The organism is Mesorhizobium cantuariense (genome assembly GCF_042647205.1).
Lineage (GTDB): Bacteria > Pseudomonadota > Alphaproteobacteria > Rhizobiales > Rhizobiaceae > Mesorhizobium > Mesorhizobium cantuariense.
Genome location: NZ_JBHRVD010000001.1, coordinates 7598597 through 7623861, shown reverse-complemented (window position 1 = coordinate 7623861; position 25265 = coordinate 7598597). Strand labels below are relative to the sequence as shown.

At 63.1% G+C, this 25265-nt stretch carries 20 protein-coding genes and 2 pseudogenes; 9 read left to right on the top strand and 13 right to left on the bottom strand.

Annotated features, from left to right (window positions below):
* Positions 1 to 352 precede the first annotated feature (352 nt).
* A complete protein-coding gene (locus ACFOJ9_RS37145; protein WP_378986904.1) occupies positions 353 to 1339 on the top strand; it encodes an aldo/keto reductase in 987 nt (328 codons plus the stop codon).
* 590 nt (positions 1340 to 1929) lie between these two features.
* On the opposite strand, the pseudogene ACFOJ9_RS37140 reads toward ACFOJ9_RS37145, so the two are convergent.
* From ACFOJ9_RS37140 to pgi, 6 genes and pseudogenes are all read right to left on the bottom strand, one after another.
* Positions 1930 to 2265: pseudogene (locus ACFOJ9_RS37140) on the bottom strand (transposase); the annotation flags it as partial.
* Between the two features lie 308 nt (positions 2266 to 2573).
* On the bottom strand, positions 2574 to 3743 hold the full coding sequence (locus tag ACFOJ9_RS37135; protein WP_378977626.1) for an IS110 family transposase: 1170 nt from the start codon (positions 3741 to 3743) through the stop codon (positions 2574 to 2576).
* Between the two features lie 72 nt (positions 3744 to 3815).
* Positions 3816 to 4667, bottom strand: a pseudogene (locus ACFOJ9_RS37130) (IS91 family transposase); the annotation flags it as partial.
* A 3-nt stretch (positions 4668 to 4670) separates the two neighbouring features.
* Positions 4671 to 5579: a tyrosine-type recombinase/integrase gene (locus ACFOJ9_RS37125; RefSeq protein WP_378982693.1), complete on the bottom strand. Its 909-nt coding sequence runs from the start codon at positions 5577 to 5579 to the stop codon at positions 4671 to 4673.
* A gap of 264 nt (positions 5580 to 5843) precedes the next feature.
* Complete coding sequence (locus ACFOJ9_RS37120; protein WP_127267316.1) at positions 5844 to 6566, bottom strand: HAD family hydrolase; 723 nt, start codon at positions 6564 to 6566, stop codon at positions 5844 to 5846.
* A gap of 5 nt (positions 6567 to 6571) precedes the next feature.
* Complete coding sequence (gene pgi, locus ACFOJ9_RS37115; protein ID WP_378986901.1) at positions 6572 to 8221, bottom strand: glucose-6-phosphate isomerase; 1650 nt, start codon at positions 8219 to 8221, stop codon at positions 6572 to 6574.
* Between the two features lie 271 nt (positions 8222 to 8492).
* Between pgi and pdxR the strand changes: the two genes are divergently transcribed.
* The 3 genes from pdxR (at position 8493) to ACFOJ9_RS37100 (ending at position 13057) form a co-directional block, all read left to right on the top strand.
* Positions 8493 to 9986: a MocR-like pyridoxine biosynthesis transcription factor PdxR gene (gene pdxR, locus ACFOJ9_RS37110; RefSeq protein WP_378986899.1), complete on the top strand. Its 1494-nt coding sequence runs from the start codon at positions 8493 to 8495 to the stop codon at positions 9984 to 9986.
* A gap of 187 nt (positions 9987 to 10173) precedes the next feature.
* On the top strand, positions 10174 to 11763 hold the full coding sequence (locus tag ACFOJ9_RS37105; protein WP_378986897.1) for a trimethylamine methyltransferase family protein: 1590 nt from the start codon (positions 10174 to 10176) through the stop codon (positions 11761 to 11763).
* A 64-nt stretch (positions 11764 to 11827) separates the two neighbouring features.
* Entirely contained in the window at positions 11828 to 13057 is a 1230-nt protein-coding gene (locus ACFOJ9_RS37100) for an aromatic ring-hydroxylating oxygenase subunit alpha (RefSeq protein WP_378986895.1), read from the top strand.
* Between the two features lie 36 nt (positions 13058 to 13093).
* On the opposite strand, the gene ACFOJ9_RS37095 is transcribed toward ACFOJ9_RS37100, so the two are convergent.
* From ACFOJ9_RS37095 to ACFOJ9_RS37080, 4 genes are all read right to left on the bottom strand, one after another.
* The gene (locus tag ACFOJ9_RS37095) at positions 13094 to 13492 is read right to left on the bottom strand and encodes a hypothetical protein (RefSeq protein ID WP_378986893.1); all 399 of its coding nucleotides are present in this window, start codon (positions 13490 to 13492) and stop codon (positions 13094 to 13096) included.
* A 63-nt stretch (positions 13493 to 13555) separates the two neighbouring features.
* Entirely contained in the window at positions 13556 to 14947 is a 1392-nt protein-coding gene (gene chrA / locus ACFOJ9_RS37090) for a chromate efflux transporter (protein WP_378986891.1), read from the bottom strand.
* Positions 14944 to 15762 (bottom strand): chromate resistance protein ChrB domain-containing protein, encoded by an 819-nt coding sequence (locus ACFOJ9_RS37085; RefSeq protein WP_378986889.1) that lies wholly within the window; start codon positions 15760 to 15762, stop codon positions 14944 to 14946. The genes chrA and ACFOJ9_RS37085 overlap by 4 nt, the downstream gene beginning before the upstream one ends.
* 297 nt (positions 15763 to 16059) lie before the next feature.
* Complete coding sequence (locus ACFOJ9_RS37080; protein WP_378986887.1) at positions 16060 to 17865, bottom strand: IlvD/Edd family dehydratase; 1806 nt, start codon at positions 17863 to 17865, stop codon at positions 16060 to 16062.
* A 146-nt stretch (positions 17866 to 18011) separates the two neighbouring features.
* Between ACFOJ9_RS37080 and ACFOJ9_RS37075 the strand changes: the two genes are divergently transcribed.
* Entirely contained in the window at positions 18012 to 18461 is a 450-nt protein-coding gene (locus tag ACFOJ9_RS37075; protein WP_378986885.1) for an SRPBCC family protein, read from the top strand.
* A 120-nt stretch (positions 18462 to 18581) separates the two neighbouring features.
* Here the strand turns inward: ACFOJ9_RS37075 and ACFOJ9_RS37070 are convergent, their stop codons facing one another.
* Complete coding sequence (locus ACFOJ9_RS37070; protein WP_378986883.1) at positions 18582 to 19754, bottom strand: Mrp/NBP35 family ATP-binding protein; 1173 nt, start codon at positions 19752 to 19754, stop codon at positions 18582 to 18584.
* 245 nt (positions 19755 to 19999) lie between these two features.
* Between ACFOJ9_RS37070 and ACFOJ9_RS37065 the strand changes: the two genes are divergently transcribed.
* Positions 20000 to 20377 (top strand): VOC family protein, encoded by a 378-nt coding sequence (locus tag ACFOJ9_RS37065; protein WP_378986881.1) that lies wholly within the window; start codon positions 20000 to 20002, stop codon positions 20375 to 20377.
* An 11-nt stretch (positions 20378 to 20388) separates the two neighbouring features.
* On the opposite strand, the gene ACFOJ9_RS37060 is transcribed toward ACFOJ9_RS37065, so the two are convergent.
* Positions 20389 to 21393, bottom strand: a complete 1005-nt coding sequence (locus ACFOJ9_RS37060; protein WP_378986879.1) for an inorganic phosphate transporter — start codon at positions 21391 to 21393, stop codon at positions 20389 to 20391.
* Positions 21394 to 21396: 3 nt separating this feature from the next.
* Entirely contained in the window at positions 21397 to 22038 is a 642-nt protein-coding gene (locus tag ACFOJ9_RS37055) for a DUF47 domain-containing protein (protein ID WP_378986877.1), read from the bottom strand.
* 151 nt (positions 22039 to 22189) lie between these two features.
* Here ACFOJ9_RS37055 and ACFOJ9_RS37050 point away from each other — a divergent pair, with 151 nt between their 5' ends.
* The 3 genes from ACFOJ9_RS37050 (at position 22190) to ACFOJ9_RS37040 (ending at position 25257) form a co-directional block, all read left to right on the top strand.
* The gene (locus ACFOJ9_RS37050; RefSeq protein ID WP_378986875.1) at positions 22190 to 23089 is read left to right on the top strand and encodes a LysR family transcriptional regulator; all 900 of its coding nucleotides are present in this window, start codon (positions 22190 to 22192) and stop codon (positions 23087 to 23089) included.
* Positions 23090 to 23230: 141 nt separating this feature from the next.
* Positions 23231 to 23704, top strand: a complete 474-nt coding sequence (locus ACFOJ9_RS37045; protein ID WP_378988302.1) for a formate dehydrogenase subunit gamma — start codon at positions 23231 to 23233, stop codon at positions 23702 to 23704.
* A complete protein-coding gene (locus tag ACFOJ9_RS37040) occupies positions 23701 to 25257 on the top strand; it encodes a formate dehydrogenase beta subunit (protein ID WP_378986873.1) in 1557 nt (518 codons plus the stop codon). Before ACFOJ9_RS37045 ends, ACFOJ9_RS37040 begins: the two co-directional genes overlap by 4 nt.
* Positions 25258 to 25265: the final 8 nt, after the last annotated feature.

Here is a 25265-nt window from a genome sequence, read left to right as displayed (position 1 = left end):
GTTACCTGAAAGCAGACTTTCGACTGCGGCACCGCGTTGGCCGTTTTGCGCCGCATGGCGGTCATTCATACGGTCCAGTCCATTCACCAAAAGCGGACATCGCTACTGCAGAAGCCGCAGCCGGCTTTGCGCCAAGAGCACACGTGAGCGAGGAGGGCGGAGAGCCGACCTAGCTGCATCGCGCTAGAATTAGGCACCTAGGGCGGAAAGCGGAGCTTCGCTGTACGTGCGAGTTGCGGTACAAGATGGGCGGTTGTAGCTGGAGTATTCCGCTAGGTTGCGCATGGCATGGATGCATCTGAAGTAACGGGGGCAGAAGTCGTTATCCTGAAACAAATCTAAGGCGTTTGCCATGAATTACACTCATCTAGGCCGGACCGGCATCAAGGTCAGCCGACTAGCCCTTGGCACGATGGAATTCGGCTGGCAGATCGATGAGTCGGACAGTGTCACGATCATGGACGAAGCTCTCGACGCCGGCATCAATCTCTTCGACACGGCGGATGTTTATGGCGGCCCGCAATCGCCCGAAATGGAGAAGGGCTACGGCACCTCCGAGGAGATCATCGGCCGTTGGCTCGCGCAGGGCGGCCGGCGCAACCGGATTGTATTGGCGACGAAGGTCTACCAGCCGATGGATACTGGTCCCAACGATCGCCGCTTGTCTGCCTATCACATCCGACGCGCCTGCGAAGCCAGCTTGCGGCGGCTGAAGACCGATCACATCGATCTCTACCAGATGCATCACGTCGACCGGGCCACGCCGTGGGAGGAAATCTGGCAGGCGATGGAGCAGCTGATCCACGAGGGCAAGATCACCTACGTGGGCAGCAGCAACTTCGCCGGCTGGGACATCGCCACTGCCCAGTGCACGGCCGCGTCGCGCAATCTGCTGGGATTAGCGTCCGAGCAGAGCCTCTACAACCTCGCGCAGCGTACCATCGAGCTAGAGGTGATCCCGGCGCTGCGTCACTACGGGGTGGGCCTCATCCCCTATGGACCGATCGGCGGTGGGTTGCTCGGCGGCGTGCTCCGCGGGGCAGCCCAGGGGCACGGCTCGTCGTCGCTGCTTCAAACGCGGGTCGCCGAACTGCGCCCGCAACTGGAAGCCTATGAAGCGCTCTGCGATGAACTGGGCGAAGCGCCTGCCCTCGTGGCCCTCGCGTGGTTGCTCCACAATCCGATTGTCACCGCGGTAATCAGCGGCCCCCGGGCGGTGGTGCAACTACGCGAGAACTTGAAGGCACCCTCGCTAAACCTCTCGAATGAAACACTGACGAGGCTGGACAAGATTTGGCCAGGCCCCGGCGGCGAAGCGCCGGGGGCCTATGCCTGGTAGGCTGTGGAAGTGACTGCTGTACCTACACAGCAACCATGCTGGAAGATTGCAGAGACGGCCCGACTGCAGATGGCCCCTTGCATTCGCGGAAGGCTATGACCTTCTGTTGCGGAGTTCCAAACTGCTCGGGCCGAGGGTCCAATAGGGGTCGCAGCGAAGGTCAGTTTTGGCGACTCGCATCGCAGTATCCCGCAAAGTGAGTAACGACCGGTTTGGGGCAGCTCACGACATCGGACCTTGGAGGGTGAACGTCCGCTATCGTTCTTCCCTGCACCACAAGAGGACCTCTGCTCCCGTGAAGAGTTTCGGGCGCCGGCAGGCGTACGAAAGTCCCCGAGGAAGGAACCCGCGGGCCACATTCGATGGCTATGGGGATTTCGATTTGCGGCAGGTGTCGGCGATGGCGTGTCCGCCGCCTGGAAGCGCGGGGATGGATGCGGACAGGCCGCTTCGTTGCGCCTGCGCGCGGTGTTGTCGGGACATTGGGCAGCTGGGCGCGGTCCTGTCGGCGTTGATGATCACCATGGACACGCGTGGGTCCGTTGCCGGAGGCTGAGTGCCTGCGGCTGATTGGAGTAGGCCAGGCCGGGTCATGAACAGTACTCCCGGTTCGTCGCCGTTGCGTCCGGCGGTCCGCGTGGCTGCCTCCACCTTTCGAACGTCTCGATGACGATCATGCATCCGCCGCAGCAGGGGCATGACGGGCGGAAGTCGTCCGGTTCGCTGGGGTCGGGCGGCGCGGCGACGTCCAGGAGTTCACGGGCGAGCGTGAGACTGGCCTTGCGGGCGGAGCCGGCGAGCAGTCCATAGTGCCGGATGCGGTGGAAGCCGCGCGGCAACACGTGGAGCAGGAAGCGGCGGATGAACTCGGCGGGGCCAAGCGTCATGACCTGCTGCCGGTCGGCGCCGTCGCGACGGTAGTCCTCACATGAGGGTCATCACGTCAAGTCGGGGCATCATGGCGACATTATTCGTTCCTTATTCGAAGACGGTATCCACGGTCTGAGCCCGGTTGCACGACACTGCCCGATATCCGGGCCTGATCAACCTCACATCCGGTCGCCGCCCAGCGGCTGCACCACTATCCCGCTTTCGGCGGGCAAGGGCTCAGAAGGACGAGACCATTCTTGTAGGCGGCTTGCTTTGAGCCATGGACTACCACGGTTCGTCCCCCTGGATCCGTCAGGGCTAATCAGGCCCTGGGGATGGGAATAACTTTACGTCTGTCGTCGCATCAGGTGGCTTTGATGGCGGCTCCCTCGATGAGAACACCGAACGTCACATATTTCCAGAACGCCACCAGCAGCTTGCGGGCCAGGGCAACAATTGTCGTCGCCTTGCGCTTTCCGGCATTGTGCTTCACCCGTTCCTGGAACCAGCGGCTCAGCATCGAATTCGGCTGGTGACGCAACCACAGCCATGCGAGTTGGACCATTGCTGTTCGAAGACGTGGGTTGCCTGCCTTCGAGATACCCTGCTCACGATTGATTGAACCGCTTTGCCAGGGACTTGCGGCAAGTCCTGCGTAGGATGCGACCTGTCTTCGGTTGTCGAAGTGCCGGGACAGGCATTCGCTGTAGATGACATTGGCGAATTCTGGGCCGATCCCCCTTATGCCGAGCAGCATCGTTGCGGGTTCGGTCAGGGCCGCCTTCTCCTGCGCTAGAACCGCGTCACGCTCGGCCTCCACCGCCTTGATTTGTTCGATCAGTAATTCGAGGCGACCGAGCTCGCGAAGAAGCTGGGCCTTGGTGTGCCGAGGCAGATCGCGACCATCACCCGTGCGGAGCTCCTCAAGGCGCTCGCGGCGATCGCGGCGCCCAGGCTCATAGCCCCGAATGCCCTGGCTAAACAGCAAACCCTTGATGCGGTTGATATGGAGCGTTCGTTCGTCGACGAGTACTTTGCGCTCGCGACCGATCCTGCGACGGTCTTCGTCCTGCGAGGTTGGAACTCGCACCATAGAGCAGACGCGGGGCTCCCCTCGCTTGTAGGCCAACAACGTCCGGATAAGCGTCTCGCCGTCGATCCGGTCTGTCTTCGCCCGCCGGCGCTTGCGCGAGACGGCAATCGAGGCGGCGTCCACGATATGGCTTTCTATCCAATCTTCGCGATCGAGTAAGCGGTGAAGCCAGAATCCATCAAGTCCGGCTTCGTGAATAGATACCACTCGATAGAGCCTGCCAGTCCTGGCCAGCGCTTTGGAACGGAGTTCGTCGATACGTACAAACAGTCCGGCAATGTCGCCACCGACAACCGTGTGCCGGGACATCTTATCGGTGGCACCCGGCGACAGCGAGGTGATCAGCCAGGCTGATTTGCTCAGTTCCAAAGAGATAAAAATTGCGTCAAGCTCGACACGGATAGCGGCAGGCGCTGCAGATTGATCAGTTGTAATAGACATGGTGGGTCTCCAGAGAGTTCAAACAACCTCGCTCTATTACAGCTCCGGTCGCTATCCATACCCTCATGGGATCTTGTAGCGGAAGGTGACGCCGCTCGCGTTGAAGGCGATCAGGCGGCTGTTCGAAATCGCGACCCGGTGGGTGTAGCGCGACAGGTAGGCGAGCACTGCCTCCGGTCCGGCGAACGGCGCCTTGGCGTAGACCACCCAGCGCGTCTTCCGGACGGGAGCAAGGTGGCGCAGGAATGTCTGCCGCTCGGTGAGATGAGCAAGTGTGCCGAAGAAGCCGAGCCGGCTGGCGTCGTGCAGCGCGAGCAGCCGGGTGAGGAACAGGCGTCGGAACAACTTGCCGAGCACGCGCACCGGGAGAAGGAAGGCTGGACGCGACGAGACCCAGCGGCTCCCGTCCGGCGCGATGCCGCCGCCCGGCACGATCATGTGCACGTGCGGGTGGTGGGTCAGCGCCGAACCCCAGGTGTGGAGGACCGCAGTGATGCCGATGCGCGCACCGAGGTGCTTCCGATCAGCCGCGATCGTCAGCATCGTCTCCGATGCCGCCTTGAACAGCAGGTCGTAGACCAGCGCCTTGTTGTGGAAGGCGATGTCGGCGACCTCGGCGGGCAGCGTGAACACGACATGGAAGTAGCCGACCGGCAGCAGGTCGGCCTCGCGCTCGGCAAGCCATGTCCGCGCGGCTGCGCCCTGGCACTTCGGGCAGTGCCGGTTGCGGCAGGAGTTGTAGGCGATGCGCCACTGGCCGCAGTCCTCGCAGGCCTCGACGTGACCGCCGAGGGCTGCGGTGCGGCAATGCTCGATCGCCGACATCACCTTGAGCTGGACGAGGCTCAGGTGACCTGCATGGGCGGCCCGGTAGGCGGGTCCGGCAGCACGGAAGATGTCGGCGACCTCGATCGAGGCGCGCACGGATTAGCCACCGGGCGAGGTCTCTCCCGGCTTGAACAGGCCGAGCTTGTCGAGCGGGCTCGTCACGGCACGCACCGTTCGGGTCGCAACCTTCGCGTAAAGGGCGGTGTTGTTGAGCTTGGCGTGCCCGAGCAGGACCTGGATGATCCGGATGTCGGTGCCGTCCTCCAGCAGGTGGGTGGCGAAGCTGTGACGCAGCGTGTGCGGCCCGACCCGCTTGGCGATGTCGGCGGATTGGGCCGCCTCGACGACTATGCGATAGAGCTGCCGCGTACTGATCGGCTTCATCGCGTGCTGCCCGGGAAACAACCAGCCGTCGCGATGCATTACGCCCTGCTGCCGCCCGACCTTCCACCACTCACGCAGAAGCGTGAGCAGATCCTCCGAGAGCATGGCGTTGCGATACCGCCCGCCCTTGCCGCGTTCGACGCGCAGCAGCATGCGCTCGCTGTCGACGTCGGCGACCTTCAGCATCGACACCTCCGCGACACGCAGGCCGGCCCCATAGGCGACCGAGAGTGCCGCCTGGTGCTTGAGGCAGGTGGTGGCGTTGAGCAACCGGGCAACCTCGTCGCGGCTCAGCACCACGGGCAGGTTACGCGGATGCGACAGCCGGACGAGCCGGCGCGCCAGGTCCGGGCGGTCGAGCGTGTGGGTGAAGAAGAAGCGCAGCGCTGACACGATGCTGTTCATCGTCGGAACCGGAACGCCGTCCTCCTGCTGCTCGATCTGAAACCGGCGCAGGTCATCGGTGGTCGCTGTGTCTGGTGATCGCCCAAGGAATGTCGCCAGGCGTCCGATGTCGCGGAGATAGTTGCGCTGTGTCTCCCGTGAGAAACGTCGCATGTTCATGTCGTCGATCAGTCGCTGGCGCAACGGGCTGATCGAAGCTTCGAGAATTGAATGAGGCATAGTCAGGCTCCTTGTTGAAGAAGCCTGTGATGCTCTGCCCTTGCCGAACCCTGCTCAACGCGGGCGCGACGACCGGTTCTTGATCTCTACCTCAACCGCAGGCGCCCTCCCGCGCAGCGGGTTCGTTCTTCGGCCCATGACAGACATAGAAGCGAGCGAACTGCACGTCTGCTTTCCTGAGCTGCTTCCCCGAAATCTGCCGCTTTCCACCAATCTCAGCCGTTGGCGGGAAAAGCCCAAGTTGATTTCGCCCCGCCTTGGCCGTCAGATCGTCTCCTTGACCCGCGCCGAGAGAAAATCCGGCAGATCGGCGACGGAATCCAGGACAACGTCGGCAATGCCGGCCAGCGATTCGCGGGTGCCGGTGCCGGAGAGCACGCCGACCGCCAGCCCGCAGCCGCCGGCACGCGCCATTTCGAGGTCGTGGCGGTTGTCGCCGACCATGGCGATTTCCGCCGGCCTGAGGCCGGTGAGATCGCTGAAGGCCAGGATCGTGTCTGGCGCCGGCTTCGGATTGGCCACCGCGTCGTAGCCATAGGCCGCGTCGAACAATTGGGCGACGCCGAGCGTGACCAGTGTCTTTTCCGCGCCGCTGGTCGAATCATTGGTGGCGACGCCAAGCCGGTAGGATTTCCTGTGCAGTGCCGTCAGCGTGTCGACGATGCCCGGCAGCGCCACGGCCATCGCCGAGCCTTGTACGGAGGTGATCTCGTTGAAGCGGGCAACCGCCAGCATCTGGTCCTCGTTGGACAAGCGCGGAAACCACAATTCGACGACGTCGAGATTGGTGCCGGACGCAAAGATCGAGTCCGGCTTGAAGCGCTTGTTGGCGAAATCGAAGCCGGCAGCGGCCAGCAGCCTGTCGGCTTTCCAGCGATCGCCCTCGGACGCATCCATGGCCATGAAGTCGGCAACGCCGAGCCAGGTCGCGTTGAAATCGACAAGCGTACCGTCCTTGTCGAACAATATTCCCTTGATGTCTGCCAAGCTTTTCACTCCGAGCCACGCAAATGGTGGATGAATCCCACAAGGCCAGCGGTCGATGCGTCCCGCTTCGCGGCACTTTCCTTGCCCTCCACGACAGGCAAAAGGCCGGTGGCCAGTTCCTTGCCGAGTTCGACGCCCCACTGGTCGAAGGAGTTGATGTTGAAAAGCGTGCCCTCGACAAAGACGCGGTGCTCGTAGAGCGCGATCAGCCGGCCAAAGGTGCGCGGGTCGAGTTTGCGGTAGAGGATGGTCACCGAGGGCCGGTTGCCGGAGAAGACGCGGTGCGGCGCTATCTTGTCGACTTCGGCCGGTTTCATGCCCTTGGCCAGCATCTGGGCGCGCGCCTCCTCGAGCGTGCGGCCCTTCATCAGCGCTTCCGACTGCGCCAGGCAGTTGGCGAGCAGCAGATCGTGCTGATGCTTGAGGTCGGGCTCGTGCCCGACGGCCGCGGCGAGGAACTCGACCGGGATGAAATCGGTGCCCTGGTGTAGCAACTGGAAGAAGGCATGCTGGCCGTTGGTGCCGGGCTCGCCCCAGACCAGCGGCCCGGTCGGCGTCGTCGCCGCCGTGCCTTCGAGGGTAACGCTCTTGCCGTTCGATTCCATGTCGAGCTGCTGCAGATAGGCCGGCAGCCTGGACAGGCGCTGGTCATAGGGGATGACCGCGCGGGCCGGATACCCGCAGATCACGCGATGCCACCAGCCGACCAGCCCAAGCAGCGCCGGCAGGTTCTGCTTTACGGGCGCGGTGCGGAAATGCTCGTCCATCTCGTGCGCGCCATCGAGGAAAGCACGAAAATTCGTCGGCCCGACAGCGATCATCACCGGCAGGCCGATCGCGCCCCAGAGCGAATAGCGCCCGCCGACCCAATCCCAGAAGCCGAAGACGCGATCCGGCGCGATGCCGAATTTGGCGACCAGGTCGAGCGCGATCGAGACGGCGGCAAAATGCTTGCCTACCGCTTCCTTGCCGAGCGCTTCCTGCACCCATTTGCGCGCCGTCTGCGCATTGGTCATCGTCTCGACGGTGGTGAAGGTCTTGGAGGCGATGATGAACAGCGTGGTTTCGGCGGACAGGCCCTTCAGCGTGTCGTGGATATGGGCGCCGTCGATGTTGGAGACGTAATGCGCGCGCGGCCCGTCATGATAGGGCGCCAGCGCCAGCGTCGCCATGGCCGGGCCGAGGTCGGAACCGCCGATGCCGATGTTGACGATATCAGTGATCTTCTTGCCGGTGGCCCCAGTCGCCTTGCCCGATCGCACGGCATCGGCAAAGGCGCCCATGGCGTCGAGCACGGCAGTAACGTCCGCCTTGACGTCCTGGCCGTCGACGGTGACGCCCTTGCCGGTCAGGTTGCGCAGCGCCGTGTGCAGCACGGCACGGTCCTCGGTGACGTTGATCTTCTTGCCGGCGAACATGGCGGCGCGGCGGCCTTCGAGATCGGCCGCCTTGGCGAGCTTTTCCAGCAGGTCCATGGTGGTCGCGTCGACGGCGCATTTCGACCAGTCGAGCAGAAGGTCGCCGTCGGTGGCGGAGAATGTTTCGAAGCGCTTGGGGTCGGCGGCAAAAGCTTGGCGCATGCTGGCGGGCGCGGCCGCGCGATGATCGCGCAGGGCGGCAAGCTGTTTTTGAAAGGACGGTTGATCCACTGCCAAACTCCGAGACCTAGAGCCATCATTACGGACCGGATGTTTCCGGCGCGTGTCGTCGCGACGATCTATCGAGCCTAATTCCACTCGTTTCAATGCGCAGCGATGACGCATGGAGTCACGCAGCGATGGCGCAGCGCAGCATCAAAATGGCGTGAAGGATCACTGGCATAAATCCCAACGATCAGAAAAATTGATTGGCGCAACCCCTTGTGCCACGGTTACGTTCGGCTGGTCCAGCCAAGCGAAAAAGGCTGGCCATCGAGGAACATCTTCCATGCCACAGCGTAACGATACGGCCATATGGTCCGGCCTGTTCCGGATTTCGGCGGAATCCGGACAGACCCTGCAGGCGCAGATCCGCCAGGCCATCGTGGCCGCCATTCTCGACCGCCAGATCGCCGCTTCGATGCCGCTTCCTTCCTGCCGGATCCTGGCCGAAAAACTCGGCGTGGCGCGCGGAACCGTGGTGCTGGCGTTCCAGCAGCTCGTCGACCAGGGTTTCCTGGTGGCGCGCGAGCGGCGTGGCCATTTCGTCAATCCCGATGTGCTGGCAACGCCGGCCAAGCCGCACCAGAAGGCCCCCGACCAGGCCAACGAGATCGACTGGAAGGCACGTCGCAAGATCGCCGCCAGCGACATGCCGCCGCCGGCCAAGCACGAGAACTGGATCAAGTCGTCCTACCCCTTCGTCTACGGCCAGTTCGATCCGGCGCTGTTTCCGACCGCCGAGTGGCGCGAGTGCAATCGCATGGCGCTTGCCGTGCTCGAGATCCGCAACTGGGCGTCCGACATGGTCGACCGCGACGATCCGCTGCTGATCGAGCAGATCCAGGCGCGGCTCTTGCCCCGGCGCGGCATCTTCGCCAATCCCGACGAGATCATCGTCACGCTGGGCGCCCAGAACGCGCTCTACATGCTGGCGACGCTGCTGATGTCCAAGGGCTCGAAGGTGGCGATGGAGGATCCCGGCTACCCCGACGCACGCTCGATCTTTCGTCTTGCGGGTGCCGAGATACAGCCAGTGCCGGTCGACCAGTCCGGCATCGTAACCGCTTCTATTGCCAACGATTCCGGGTTCGTCTTCGTCACCCCAAGCCATCATTGCCCGACCATGGTGCCGCTGTCGGCGGAACGGCGGCAGGACCTTCTGGCGCGCGCCAACCGCTACAACCAGATCATCATCGAGGACGGCTATGACAGCCAGCTCCTCGACGAAGCACCGCAGCAGGCGTTGAAGAGCCTCGATCGTTCCGGCCGCGTCGTCTATGTCGGCTCGATGTCGAAGACGCTGGCTCCGGGCCTGCGGCTCGGCTACATCGTCGCTTCCGCTGGCCTGATCTCCGAACTCAGGGCGCTGCGCCGCTTCATGCTGCGTCATCCGCCGGCCAACAACCAGCGCGCCGTGGCACTGTTCCTGTCGCTTGGTCACCACGAGGCGCTGGTGCGGCGGCTGTCGTCAGCCTTCGACGAGCGGCGCAAGCGGCTGGTCCATGCGATTTCCGCCTTCCTGCCGGAGTGGCGCTCGACCGATTCGGCTGGCGGCACATCGCTGTGGCTCGAGGGACCGCGCGGCACCGATGCACGCGGGCTGGCCGAGGCAGCAGCCTCGCGCAGCGTCATCATCGAACCGGGCGACCGTTTCTTCGATCAGACTGAAAAACCTTCGCGTTTCATGCGGCTGGGCATCTCGTCGATCGCGCTGCAGCACATCGAGCCAGGCATCCGCGAACTGGCCACCGCCGCTGGACGCAGGCCCGCGGCCGCCTGATCCATCGCCTGCCCCCTAGAGGGAGCCGCGCGCGTGGCTCCGTCCTTTAGCGCTCTGGCATATGCAACCGGACCGACTGGCCCATAGGATGGGCCAGTGCCGGCGGCATAGTCGGCGTCAAGGGAAGAAGCAGGCCGATGGTGGACCAACCGCCACGAATTCCTGCCGACGAAGGTGGAGTGCTTGCATGCCAGTGGCTGTCGAACAGCAGGACACGCCGGCGAACCGTCGTCCACAGCGCTCCGGTCTTCGCCAAACAGGACATGCCATGCGACCAGCTCCTCTGACGGAGGATACCGGAACACAGCACCAGGCCATCGAGGGCGGCAGCTACGGGCCGCTGCGCGGGGATGACTGCGAGCGCATCCACGAGGGCGTGCTGACGCTCCTGGAAACGGTGGGTTTCGCCAATGCCATCCCTTCCTGCATAAAGGTGCTGACCAAGGCGGGGGCGGTCCATGGCGACGATGGCCGTGTGCGCTTTCCGCGCGCGCTCGTGCTCGACACCATCAAGCGGGCGGCACGACATTTCACACTTCATGGCCAGGACGCCAGGCACGACATGGTGGTCCAGGGCAAGCGCGTGCACTACGGCACGGCGGGTATCGCCGTGCACCTGGTGGATCTGGAGAAGCGCGAGTACCGCGAATCCAAGCTGCAGGACATTTATGATGCCGCCCGCATCGTCGATGGGCTGGACAACATCCATTTCTTCCAGCGGCCGATGGTGGCACGCGACATCGCCGACCCGCTCGAGATGGATTTCAACACGCTCTATGCCTGTGTGATGGGGACATCGAAGCACGTCGGAACGTCCTTCACCGTGCGTGAGAATGTGAAGCCGGCGCTTGAAATGCTCTATGCCATTGCCGGCGGCGAGGAGAATTTCCGCGCCCGGCCTTTCGTTTCCAACTCCAACTCATTCGTCGTGCCGCCGATGAAGTTCGCCGAGGATGCCTGCGGCGTGCTCGAGGCCTGCGTTGAGGGCGGCATCCCGATCCTGCTGCTGTCGACCGGCCAGTCCGGCACGACGGCACCCGCCGCGATGGCCGGCGCCGTCGTGCAGGCGGTGGCCGAAGTGCTGGCCGGCCTGGTCTATGTCAACGCGCTCAAGCCGGGCCATCCTGCGATCTTCGGCGCCTGGCCATTCATGTCGGACCTGCGCACCGGCGCCATGGCCGGCGGGTCGGCAGAGCAGTCGGTGGCAACGGCGGCCTGCGCCCAGATGGCGCAATTCTACGACCTGCCCGGCGGCTCAGCCGCTGGCATGACGGATTCGAAACTGCCCGACATTCAGTCCGGCTACGAAAAGGGCATCACCAATGTGATGGCCGGCCTCTCCGGCCTTAACCTCGTCTACGAGGCGGCCGGCATGCATGCCTCGCTGCTCGGTTTCTGCCTGGAAAGCCTGGTCATCGACAACGATATGCTCGGTCATTGCCTGGGCTGCGCGCGTGGCATCGACGTGACTGACGAGGCCCTATCGATCGACAGCATCGCCGAGGTCTGCCTCAAGGGGCCGGGCCACTACCTCGACAACGAACAAACGCTCAAGCTGATGCAGACCGAGCATTTCTATCCTGCCTTAGGCGATCGTTCTTCGCCGAAGGAATGGAACGAAAAAGGCCGACCTGATATATTGCTGCGTGCGATCACCGAGAAGAAACGCATTCTTGCCGAACGATTTCCGCGCCACGTGCCAAAACAGGTCGACGACAGATTGCGTGCCCGCTTCGGCAGCCTGATCCACCTGCCGCGCACACAAATGGGCGCCTGACCGGAGACGAGTTCGTGCAGCCATACAGCCACCACCCAGGACCAACCATCGGGCAGAACGACAAATGAGTGTGCATCCTATCCAGCAAGCCCATACCGACGGCGACGCGATCGATCGGCTGGTGGCATCTCATCGGCCCGGCCACGGCCTGGTGCGCGCCTTCTATCATGACCAGGCAATCTTCGAGCGCGACATGGAACGTGTCTTTCGCCGCCACTGGCACTGCCTGGCGCATGCCAGCGTCATCGCGAACCCGGGCGATTTCGAGCTGTTCAAGCTGGGCGACGAGGCGGTCATCCTGACGCGCGGCATGGATGGCACCGTGCATGCCATGCTCAATGTCTGCCGCCACCGCGGCGCCGAGGTCTGCACCAAGGAGAAGGGCAACGCGAAGATGTTCGTGTGCCCCTACCACGCATGGGCCTATTCCAATGACGGGTCGTTGCGCGCTGCCCGCCTGATGCCGAAGGATTTCGACCGCTCGGCGCACGGGCTGAAGAAGCTTCATGTCCGCGTCGCCTCCGGGCTGGTCTTCATTTCCTTCGCCGAGACGCCGCTCGATTTCGATCCGATCGAACAGTCGCTGCGCACGAGCTGCGGCCAGTATGGCTGGGGCGACGCCAAGGTGGCGTATCGCCAGTCCTATCCGCTCGACGCCAACTGGAAGCTCGCCGTCGAGAACTATGTCGAATGCTACCATTGCGGGCCGGCGCATCCGGAATATTCGCAAACGCATGCGCTGGAAAAGCCGGCCGAGATGATCGAGCAGCTCAATGCCGCGATGGAGCAACGCACCTGCGCGCTCGGCATCGAGATCGGCAGCGCCAACCACTGGCAGAACTCGGCGGCCGGACAGGAAGCAATCCACACCTTCCGCTACGCGCTCTATGATGGCGTTTCGAGCGGCAGCCAGGATGGCTCGCCGGTGGCCCCGCTGATGGGCCGCTTCACCGACTATGACGGTGGCGTCACCTCCATCCACCTCGGCGGCACGACCTTCCTCGTCTGCTATCCCGATCACGGCATGATCTACCGCTTCATCCCGAAAACGGCCGGGACCTGCGAGATGGAACTGATCTGGCTGGTGCGCGGCGACGCGGTCGAGGGCCAGGACTACGATTTGGAGAAGCTGACCTGGCTGTGGAAGGTCACCACCGAAGAGGACAAGAAGATCATCGAGCACACCGCGCGTGGCGTGCGCTCGCACTATTTCGTGCCCGGACCGATCGCGCCGATGGAATACAACGAACTGCGCTACATCGGCTGGTATCTCGAGGAGATCAGCCGGGCTTGATCGGCTCGGCCGCCGTGGGGGGATCAGCCTTTCGCGTCATTCCGCGCTGAGCCCATATCGGTCGACGACTTCGGCGTTGATGAGCTTGGCATGCAGCGTCATCAGCACGATCTGTGCGTCGAAGCTGTCGCCGGCTTCAAGTGCCGCCTCGATGCGACGCTCGACTTCCAGCGTCCGCTCCCGGCCATTGGCTTGGTCGAAGGTTTCGGGACCCGCGATGCAATAGCTGCACAATTGTGCCACCGATGCATAAGTGTCCGGCGGCGGCTCGTCGGGCCAGTGATCCTTCATCAGATTGACGATGGTGAGTTTTACCCCCTCCGGCACGAGGGCGGGATGAAGGTCGGCGCCGCGCAATGCATCGTCGAGCTGCCTCAAATCGCCCGAGCGACCGAACATTCCAAGGAAGCCGAGGGAAGAACGCCGTCCCGCCATGTTGTTTCCTTCCGTTTCCAACCAATTAGGTGGTTCGCAAGCGGAATACAAAGGCAGTGGCATCTAAGCGCCGGCCGCCAGCAACAAGACACCAGCCAGCGCCGATCCGGCAAGCGTCGGCAACATGCCGATTTTCAATCTCAGGATGGCGATCATCGTCGCACAGGAGAGCAGCGCCGCACGCCAGTCGATCGATGAAAGCACCGGTACGTTCATGCCGGGGCCTATTGTGTGCACCTCACGGAAGACGACGTGCAAGGCAAACCACAGAGCCAGATTCATGATGACGCCGACAACGGCGGCGGTGATCGCGCCGAGCGCGGCCGACAATGCCTTGTTGCCGCGCAGGGCTTCGATGTAGGGAGCGCCGAGGAATATCCAGAAGAAGCAGGGCGTGAACGTCACCCAAAGGGTGAGCAACGCCCCCAGCGATCCGGCAAGCAACGGGTCCAGCGACCCGGCGTGGCGGTACGCGGCGATGAAGCCGACGAACTGCAGCACCAGGATGAGCGGACCCGGTGTGGTCTCGGCAAGCCCAAGACCATCGACCATTTCACCAGGCGCCAGCCAGCCAAAGGACTGGACGGCTGCCTGCGCGACATAGGCGAGAACCGCGTAGGCGCCACCGAAGGTGACGACCGCCATGAGACTGAAGAACCTGCCTATCTCAGTCCACACGCTTGCGGAGCCGGTGAGCCACCAGATCAGCAGGACAGGTCCGAGCCAGATCGGCAGCCAGATGGCGACAGTGCGCGGCGCATGCCATGTCGTCGGTTTGACATGGGCGAGCTCGCCGCGCTCGAACATCAGGTCGACCGCTCCCTTGGTATCGGCAACATCGCCCTTGCCATGCGCGGAACCGGAAAACAGGCCGGGAGCAACGCGGTCTCCCAGCCATCCGGTCAGGCCTGCGAGCAGGACGATGAGCGGGAACGGCACATTCAACGCATAGATGGCGATGAACGCCGCGACCGCGATCGACACCATGACGTGGTTCTTCAGGGCACGCCTTCCGATCCGGATCACCGCCTCGATGACAATGGCAAGCACCGCCGCCTTCACCCCGAAAAACAGCGCCGCGACGAGCGGCATGTCGCCATAGAGCACGTAGAGGCTGCTCAAGACGAGCATGACAAGCGCGCCCGGCACGACGAACAGGACGCCGGCGACAAGGCCACCGATCGTCCTGTGCAACAGCCAGCCGATGTAGATGGCGAGTTGCTGGGCTTCCGGGCCAGGCAGCAGCATGCAGTAGTTCAGCGCATGCAGGAAACGCTGCTCGCCGATCCAGCGCCGTTCCTCGACCAGTTCCTTGTGCATCAAGGCGATCTGCCCGGCCGGCCCGCCGAAGCTGAGCAGTCCGATCTTTGCCCAGACCTTCACAGCTTCGGTGAAGGTCGGTGCAGCCGGCACCTCGACGGTCACCGCCTTATTGTCCGGGACAAGAATGGTCATGACGGCTTACCTGCAGCGGGCCAGTTGTGCGTTTCTTCAGTGGCGTCGCGGCACCAGCGGAAGAACGCGTCGTAGAGCAGCATGCCTGCTTCCAGTTGTTCCAGATCGTCGCGAAACATACGCGACAGGCCAAGCGAGGCGGCCAGAAAGCCGGCCGCCTGGGGCACCAGGTCGAGGCTCGCGGTGTCGGCCGCACGCACGATCAACGCGAGGCGATCGAGCGCCTCGGATTCCAGCCCGAACTCCTCGATCATCGTGTCGAAGGTGCAGCGTTCGCCGCGATGGCTCCAGAACACATTGTCGATGTCGAAAGGCACGGCCTGGAAGCGATCGGCAACAGCCAATACTTCAGCGGGTTCGACAAACAGGAACACCGCGTCGGGGTCGAGGAAACGCCGGATCAGCCATGGGCAAGCGATGCGGTCGACCTTCGGGCGAGATCGCGTCACCCAGACGGTGGTGCCCTTTTCATTGCGTGGCGGCATCTTGGCGGTGCGGACCAAAAGCCCCCCGGCATCGCGCCAGGCCTCAAACCCGCCTTCAAGGGATTCGGCGGCAATCCCCTCATGTCGCAGCCATGCGACGACGCCTTGCGAGAGCTTTTGCCCCTTCTGGCAGACGACGGCCACCGGCTTGCCGGCAAACTCGGCCGCCCAGGTCGAAACGGTTTTGAAATCGCGTCGGCACGAAGCCGGCAGCAGGCGCGGATCGGCGTCGAAATCGTCGTCGATGCGGACATCGATGATGACAGGCGCGCCCGGCAGACCAATGAGACGAGACAATTGCGGTACGGTGATAGCGGTTGTTGACGGCATGGCGTCCACCTCCTGAAAAGAGAAGCTTGGACGCGAACATTGGGCTGACGCCTCACGGGGTCGTCGCGATGCACCCCTTGCCATGATGGTGGAATTGTTGGGCGCGCTTGTCAAGGATGATGAGCGTTCTCGACCTGCGACCGGGACGCGCTGGACGGAAAAGCGACAGGCGGCCTGATTGGTCAGGCCGCCTGTCGTCGCTCCACATCTATAATTGTCGGCAGGAATAATTGATGACTGCCCTTGGGAATAATTGATGATTATCCCCTGGAGCAATCAATGATTGTCCCCGAGCAATCAGTGATTGTCCCTGGGGACACCGCTGGTGTGCGCGACATCCTGGTATTTCACCGCCGGCTTCAGCACCATTCCCTCCGAGAACTGCGCGACCATGCCGCGCTGGATCTCCTGCCAGGGCGTCTGGTGCTTGGGATAGTGATAGCCGCCATTGTTCTGCAGTTCGGCGCGGCGCCGGGTGATCTCGTCGTCGGTGACGAGGATATCGGCCGTGCCTTTGCGCAGGTCGATGCGGACACGGTCGCCCGTCTTGAGCAGCGCCAGCCCGCCGCCGATCGCAGCTTCCGGCGAGGCGTTGAGGATCGACGGCGAACCCGACGTGCCCGACTGGCGGCCGTCACCGATGCAGGCGAGCGCGTGGATGCCCTTCTTGATGAGGTAGGCCGGAGGCTGCATGTTGACGACCTCGGCACCGCCGGGATAGCCGATCGGACCGGCGCCGCGCATGAACAGGATCGTATGCTCGTCGATGCCTTGCGCCGGATCGTCGATGCGGGCGTGGTAATCCTCCGGCCCGTCGAAAACCATGGCGTTGCCTTCGAAAGCCTCGGGATCCTTCGGGTTGGACAGATAGCGCTCGCGGAATTCCGGCGAGATGCCACTGGTCTTCATGATCGCCGAATCAAACAGATTGCCCCTGAGGTTGATGAAGCCAGCATTGGCCTTCAGCGGCTCGGCCACGGTGCGGATGACATCGGTGTTCTCGTTGGCGACGCCCTTGCAGTTGTCACCGATCGATTTGCCGTTGACCGTCACGGCTTCGGGGTAAGGCAGCAATCCGGCCTTCATCAGCTCGGCCACCACGGCCGGCACGCCGCCGGCGTGGTGATAGTCCTCACCGAGATACTCACCCGTCGGCTGCAGATTGACGATCAGCGGCACGTTGAGACCGATCTTCTGCCAGTCGTCATTGTCGAGCGGCACGCCGAGATGGCGGGCGATGGCATTGAGATGAATCGGCGCGTTGGTGGAACCGCCGATCGCCGAGTTGACGACGATGGCGTTCTCGAAGGCTTTCCGCGTCATGATGTCGGACGGCTTCAAATCCTCATGCACCATCTCGACGATGCGTTTTCCCGTCTCATAGGAAATCTGGCCACGCTCGCGATATGGTGCGGGAATGGCGGCCGAGCCCGGCAATTGCATGCCGAGCGCCTCGGCCAGCGAGTTCATCGTGGTGGCGGTGCCCATGGTGTTGCAATAGCCGGTGGACGGCGCCGACGAGGCGACGATGTCCATGAACTCGTCATAGCCGATCTCGCCGGCCGAAAGCCGCTGGCGCGATTCCCAGACGATGGTGCCGGAGCCGGTGCGCTTGCCCTTGTGCCAGCCATTGAGCATCGGGCCGACCGACAGGGCGATCGCCGGGATATTGACCGTGGCTGCAGCCATCAGCAGCGCCGGCGTCGTCTTGTCGCAACCGATGGTCAGCACGACGCCATCGAGCGGATAGCCGTAAAGCACCTCGACCAGGCTGAGATAGGCAAGGTTGCGGTCGAGTGCTGCGGTCGGGCGCTTGCCGGTCTCCTGGATCGGATGGCAGGGGAATTCGAAAGGGATGCCGCCCATCGAGACAATGCCTTCGCGCACGCGCTTGGCGAGTTCGATATGATGGCGGTTGCAAGGCGAAAGATCGGAGCCGGTCTGGGCGATGCCGATCAGCGGCTTGCCGGACATCAGTTCGGCGCGCGTCAGGCCGTAATTCAGGTAGCGTTCGAGATAGAGCGCTGTCATGCCCGGATTGTCGGGATTGTCGAACCACTCCTGCGAGCGAAATTTTTTCTTAGTGGTGGTGGCGCCTGCCATTGTGGTCTCCGTATTTGTAAGACAAATCGATATGGCAACGCGCGGAAGCAGGCAAGAGGGCGTGCGGTCGCAACCGGACTTTGGTGTGATAGACAGGCACCCAGCCGTGCGTTAGGGCTTCGGGCAGTCTTGTCCGGGAGGTTTTCATGGCTTTGGTGATCGAAGGCGAGGAGCGCATTGCCGCTCCCCTGCAAAAAGTGTGGGAAGCGCTGAACGACCCCGAGGTCTTGAAGGCGACCATCCCCGGTTGCCAGAGTCTCGACATGAAGTCGCCGACCGAAATGGCGGCGACCGTGGTGGTGAAGATCGGGCCGATCAAGGCGACGTTCAACGGCGAGGTGACGCTGAAGAACCTGAAGCCGCCGCACTCCTACACCATCCAGGGCGAAGGCAAGGGCGGCATTGCCGGTTTCGCCAAGGGCGGCGCCGACGTGACGCTGACATCGGATGGACCCGATGCCACGGTGTTGAAATACGCGGCCAAGGCCGATGTCGGCGGCAAGATCGCCCAGCTTGGCAGCCGGCTGATCGAATCGACCTCGAAGAAACTGGCCGGACAGTTTTTTTCCAGTTTTGGCGAGAAGGTCGGCGGTTAGGCCCCTCCCCCTTGAGAGGAGGGTGCCTCGACTTCTGAAGAAAATAGCGCCGAGCGCTTCACCGCGGACCCCACCCGGCCCTTCGGGCCACCCTCCCCTCAAGGGGGAGGGATATCCGCGCTACTCGAACACAATACTCGGCACCGCCGCTGCAGCCGCGCCGCGTTCTTCATTGACCCGGTCCCAAACCTTTGAAGCGATGCCGCGGTAGATTTTTGCTTCGGCGCCGTCGGGCTTCGAGACGACCACCGGGGTGCCGGCATCCGAGCTTTCGCGAATGCCCATTTCGAGCGGCACTTCGCCAAGGAAGGTGACGCCCAGGCGCTCGGCCTCGCGGCGGGCCCCGCCATGACCAAAAATGTCGTAGCGTTTGCCGGTGTCCGGAGCGATGAAATAGCTCATGTTTTCAACGATACCGAGCAACGGCACGTCGACCTTCTTGAACATGTTGAGGCCTTTTCGCGCGTCGATCAGGGCCAGGTCCTGCGGCGTCGAGACGATGACGGCGCCGGCCAGCGGCACCTGCTGGGCCATCGTCAATTGAGCGTCGCCGGTGCCGGGCGGCATGTCGACGACGAGCACGTCGAGCCGGCCCCACTCGACCTCGCGCAGCATCTGCGTCAGCGCCGACATCACCATCGGCCCGCGCCAGATCATCGGCGTTTCCTCATCGACGAGGAAGCCCATCGACATCACCTTCAGGCCGTAATTCTCCATCGGTTTCAGGATCTTGCCGTCGACGGTCTGCGGCCGGCCGTGGATGTTCAACAACCTAGGCATCGACGGGCCGTATATGTCGGCATCGAGCACACCGACGCGCAAGCCGTTGGCGGCGAGGCCAAGCGCGATGTTGACGGCGGTGGTCGACTTGCCGACACCGCCCTTACCGGAGGCAACGGCAATGATCGCCTCGATGCCGGGCACACCACGCTTGCCCTGGCTGTGTGAGGCCGGGGCGTGCGGAGCGGCACGCGGCGCGGCAGCGGCGGGCGGTGCCGGCCGGGGAGCGGGACGCGTCGGAACCGGCCCCTCCATACCGCCGCCCTTCTTCTCGGCGGTCAGCGCGACGACGGCGCCGGCGACACCGGGGATCGCCTTGACGACACGCTCGGCGGCAGCGCGCAGCGGCTCCATCTCCTGGGCACGGGCGGCGGGAACGGTAATCGAGAAGAAAACCTTCCCGTCGGCGATGAAAATCTCCGAAACCATGCCGAGGTCGACAATGTTGCCGGTGAAGTCAGGTCCATTGACCGTCTTCAGACGCTCGGTGACGATTTCCTTGGTGACGGACATGGCAGTTTTTCCTTACGCAACTCGCGCCTGAGATAGTGCAGTTTCCGAACAGAACCAAGCCGTGGAGCAATGGCTGCCTTGGCGTGCCTGAAAAAGCGGCGGGTCCTGTCGGATTTTATCCGCGCCAAACGTCTTCCAGATAATCGAGTGCCGATGCGGCCAGCAATCAGACAGAGTCGTCAAACAATCGCGGCGACCTATTTCAACGACCAGCACGGGACCGACAACCAGAGAAGGAGGCGACCATGCTCGCAAACAGCAACGCAACGGCCAATCTCGCGGTGAAAGACCTGGCAAAGGCCAAGGCTTTCTATGAGGGGACGCTTGGCCTGAAAGAGGTTCACAATGAGGGCGGCGAACTGATCGTCTACAAAAGCGGCGACACCGCCATCAATGTCTATCAGTCCCAATTTGCCGGAACCAACAAGGCGACGGCAGTGACATGGACGGTTGGCGATGAGATCGGCAATGTCATCAAGGAGCTGAAGTCGAAGGGCGTCACCTTCGAGCATTACGACATGCCCGGCCTGACGCTGGAGGGCGACGTCCATGTCGGTTACGGCATGAAGGTCGCCTGGTTCAAGGATCCCGACGGCAACATCCTGAACCTTGTGGACAGGTAGATGTCTTCACGTCACCTTGCCAGGCCGACCGCAAAGTAGGTGAGCGCCGCAATGACGGCCGTGGCCGGCAAGGTGACGATCCAGGCAATGACGATGTTGCTGGCAATGCCCCAGCGCACGGCCGAAAGGCGGCGGGCGGCACCGACGCCGATGATGGCGCCGGTGATGGTGTGCGTGGTCGACACGGGAATGCCGAGCCAGGTCGCGGCAAACAGGGTGATCGCCCCGCCGGTCTCGGCGCAAAAACCCTGCATCGGGTTCAGCCGGGTGATCTTCGAGCCCATGGTGTGGACTATGCGCCAGCCACCGAACAAGGTGCCGAGCGCCAGTGCCGACTGACAGGTGAGGACCACCCAGAGCGGCACATGGAAAGTCCCGCCGAGCATGCCTTGCGAATAGAGCAGCACGGCGATGATACCCATGGTCTTCTGGGCGTCGTTGCCACCGTGCCCGAGCGAATAGAGCGAGGCGGAAAAGAACTGCATGACGCGGAAGGTGCTGTCGACCGCAAACGGTGTCTGGCGCACGAATATCCACGAGACGACGAGAATCAGAATGAGCGCCAGGAGAAAACCGGTCGCCGGCGAGACGACGATCGCCGCAACCGTCTTGCCAAGCCCTGTCCAAACGATGGCACCCACGCCTGCCTTGGCCACACCGGCACCGACCAGGCCGCCGATCAACGCATGCGAGCTGCTCGACGGGATGCCGGCGATCCAGGTGACGATGTTCCAGACTATGGCGCCGACGAGCGCGGCGAAGATGACCGCCGGTGTGACGATGCTGACGTCGACGATGCCTTTGCCCACCGTCTCGGCGACATGGAGGCCGAAGAACATGAAAGCGATGAAATTGAAGAAAGCCGCCCATAGCACCGCGTATTGCGGCCTCAGCACCCGGGTGGAGACGATGGTGGCAATGGAGTTGGCCGCGTCGTGCAGACCGTTGAGAAAGTCGAAGAACAGCGCAACGGCGACGAGGCCGACCAGCACGGGAAAGGCAATGGTGGCTTCCATCACCTAAACATTCTCTATGACGATGCCGCTGATCTCATTGGCGACGTCCTCGAAGCGGTCCACCACCTTTTCCAGCTGGCCGTAGATCTCGCTGCCGATCATGTAGGCCATCGGATCGCTGCTGCCATGCTTCCTGAAGAGATCCTTCAGCCCTTGCTCGTGCAGATCGTCGGCCCGGCTCTCGACGCGCATGACCTCTTCGGCGATGGCGTTGAGGCGCACCGTGTGCGTCGCGACCTTGTTGAGCAGCGGGATCGCCTCCGCGACCAGCTTGGCGGCGGCGACGATGACGCCGCCCATTTCCTGCATCAGCGGGTCGAACTCCTTCTTTTCGAACAGCCTCACCGTCTTGACGGTCTTGTGCATCATATCGATGGCATCATCCATCGACTGGATCAGGTCCTTGATGTCGCCGCGATCGAAAGGCGTGATGAAGGAGCGACGCACCGCCAGCAGGACTTCCGCGGTGATATGGTCGGCCTCGTCTTCGAGATCGATGATTTTCTGGCACCAGCGGTCGATATCCCTGCCCTGGAGAAGCTGCTCCAGCGCCTCGGCACCGCCGACCACGGTGCGGGAATGTCGTTCGAACAGCTCGAAGAAGCCATCTTCGCGCGGCAGAAGCTTGCGGAACCAGCCCAGCATGGTCGATCTCCCAGTTTCATCCACATAGCGCCGCATTCAGCCGTGGGAAACAGGTAGCCGGCTTAAAGGTGTGGATGCAGGCCAATTGTGCATCGCGCTTGCGGTGAAGCGCGATTTCCCCGACCTTGCAACGAACGACCGGAAAGATCGCATGATCGACAAGCTGGAATTCTTCATCGCGCTCGCCAGGGAGGAGCATTTCGGCCGGGCAGCGGAGGTGTGCGGCGTTACCCAGCCGACGCTGTCGGCCGGAATCAAGCAGCTGGAAGGCCAGCTTGGCGTCATGCTGGTTCTGCGCGGCTCACGCTTCCAGGGGCTGACGCCGGAGGGAAAACAGGTGCTGGTGTGGGCGCGTCGAATCGTCGGCGATACCAGGACCATGCGCGAGGAAATGCGGGCGGCACGCCACGGTTTGTCAGGCCGCATCCGCATCGCCGCCATTCCGACGGCGCTCGCCATGCTGCCGCGCCTGACGACGCCGTTCCGCGAAAAGCACCCCGGCGTCACCTTCTCGGTGCTGTCGCGAACCTCGATCGAGGTGCTGTCGCTGCTCGGCAATTTCGACATCGATGCCGGCATCACCTATCTCGACAACGAGCCGCTGGGGCGGGTGACCAGCGTGCCGCTCTATAACGAGCGCTATCAACTGATCACCGCGATGGGAAATCCCTATTCCGACCGCGACAAAGTGACATGGGCGGAGCTCTCAAGCCTGCCGCTGTGCCTGTTGACGCCGGACATGCAGAACCGCCGCATCATCGACCAGCATCTGGCCGAAGCCGGCGTGCAGGTGCGGCCGACGCTGGAATCCAATTCGATGATCGTGCTGTTTTCGCACATCCGCACCGGCAAATGGTCCTCGATCATGCCGCTCAACCTGGCGGAAACATTCGGCTTTTCCGAACCGATCCGGGCCATTCCGATCGTCGAACCGGACGCCAGCCACACGGTCGGCCTGGTGGCGGCGCCGCGCGAACCGCACACGCCGCTGGTCTCGGCGCTGCTGGACGAGGCAATGGCGCTGGCGGACGATTTCCACGCCCGTCGCTAGGCTAAACAATGCTGGCTGCCAGAGCTTGATAGAAAATTTCTATCGAGCAACGAAACAGCTTTATTGATTCAGAGGGTTTCCTCTGATTTTGTAAAGACTTAGCGGTAAAAAGCTATCGACCAGGGAGGGCGCTGCGTGACGATGCAGCCTGCAAGTACCGAGATCACATCGCGCACTGCCGCGATCATCCAGGAGTTGAAGGGTCTCGAAGGCCCGCTGCTGCCGATCCTTCACGGCATCCAGGAAGAGTTCGGCCATGTGCCGCACGACTCGCTGCCTGTCATCGCCGAAGCGTTGAACATCTCCAGGGCCGAGGTGCACGGCGTCGTTACCTTCTACCATGACTACCGCAGCCATCCGGCAGGCCGGCATGTGCTGAAGCTCTGCCAGGCGGAATCCTGCCAGTCCATGGGTTCGGACGCCATCGCCGCCAAACTGAAGCAGTTGCTGGGCATCGGCTTCCATGAGACGGCCCGCGACGGCTCGGTCACGCTGGAGCCGGTCTATTGTCTCGGCCTGTGTGCCTGTTCGCCCGCCGCAATGCTCGATGGCCAGGTGATCGGGCGGCTCGATGACGAGAAGCTCGACGAGATCGTTGCAGAGGTGCGCTCATGATCCCGCGTATCTACATTCCCGCTGATTCCGGTGCGCTGGCGCTTGGCGCCGAAAAGGTCGCCAAGGCGATCGCCGGCGAACTGGCCGAGCGCGGCATCGAGGCCAAGATCGTGCGCAACGGTTCGCGCGGCGCCTATTTCCTCGAACCGATGGTCGAAGTTGCGACGGCGAACGGCCGCGTTGCCTACGGGCCGGTCAAGTCGTCCGACGTCAAAAGCCTGTTCGACAGCGGCTTCCTCACCGGCGGCCATCACAAGCGCTGGCTGGGCGCGCCGGACAAGATCCCCTTCCTGGCCAAGCAGACGCGGCTGACCTTCGCGCGCTGCGGCGTAACGGATCCGCTGTCACTGGAATCCTACAAGAAGCATGGCGGGTTGAATGGACTGACGAACGCGCTGGGACTGACGCCTGCCGCCATTGTCGCCCAAGTGACCGAATCCGGACTGCGCGGGCGCGGTGGCGCTGGTTTCCCGACTGGCATCAAGTGGAAGACGGTGCTCGATACCGTTGGCGACCGCAAATACATCGTCTGCAACGCCGACGAAGGCGATTCAGGCACCTTTGCCGACCGCATGATCATGGAGGGCGACCCCTTCGTGCTGATCGAAGGCATGACGATCGCCGGTATAGCCACGGGCGCGACCAAGGGCTTTGTCTATGTCCGCTCGGAGTATCCGCATGCGGTGGCGGCGATGAACAAGGCCGTCGAGATCGCCCGCAAGGCCGGCGTTCTTGGCGCCAGCGTGCTGGGTTCGCCCTACGCTTTCGACATGGAGATCCGGGTCGGCGCAGGCGCCTATGTTTGCGGCGAGGAAACGGCGCTGCTCGACTCGCTCGAAGGCAAGCGCGGCATGGTGCGGGCAAAGCCGCCGCTGCCGGCGCATAAGGGGCTGTTCGGCAAGCCGACGGTGATCAACAACGTCATCTCGCTGGCCTCGGTGCCTGTCATCATGGACAAGGGTGCCGCCTACTACAAGGATTTCGGCATGGGCCGCTCGCGCGGCACGATCCCGATCCAGATCGCCGGCAACGTGAAATATGCCGGCCTGTTCGAGGCCGCTTTCGGCATGACGCTGGGCGAGATCGTCGACGAGATCGGCGGCGGCACGGCCACGGGGCGTCCGGTCAAGGCAGTGCAGGTCGGCGGGCCGCTCGGCGCCTATTTCCCGCGCGCGCTGTTCGACACGCCATTCGACTATGAAGCCTTCGCGGCCAAGGATGGGCTGATCGGCCACGCCGGCATCGTGGTGTTCGACGACACCGCCGATATGCTGAAGCAGGCGCGCTTCGCCATGGAGTTCTGCGCCATCGAAAGTTGCGGCAAGTGCACGCCCTGCCGCATCGGCTCGACGCGCGGTGTCGAGACCATCGACAGAATAGTCGCGGGCATCGAGCCGGAGAAGAACCTCGCTCTGGTCACCGACCTCTGCAACACGATGAAATTCGGCTCGCTGTGCGCACTGGGCGGCTTCACGCCCTACCCTGTCATGAGCTCGATCACCCATTTCCCCGACGACTTCAAGCCCGCGCCCGTGCGTGTGGCTGCCGAATAGGAGCTGGC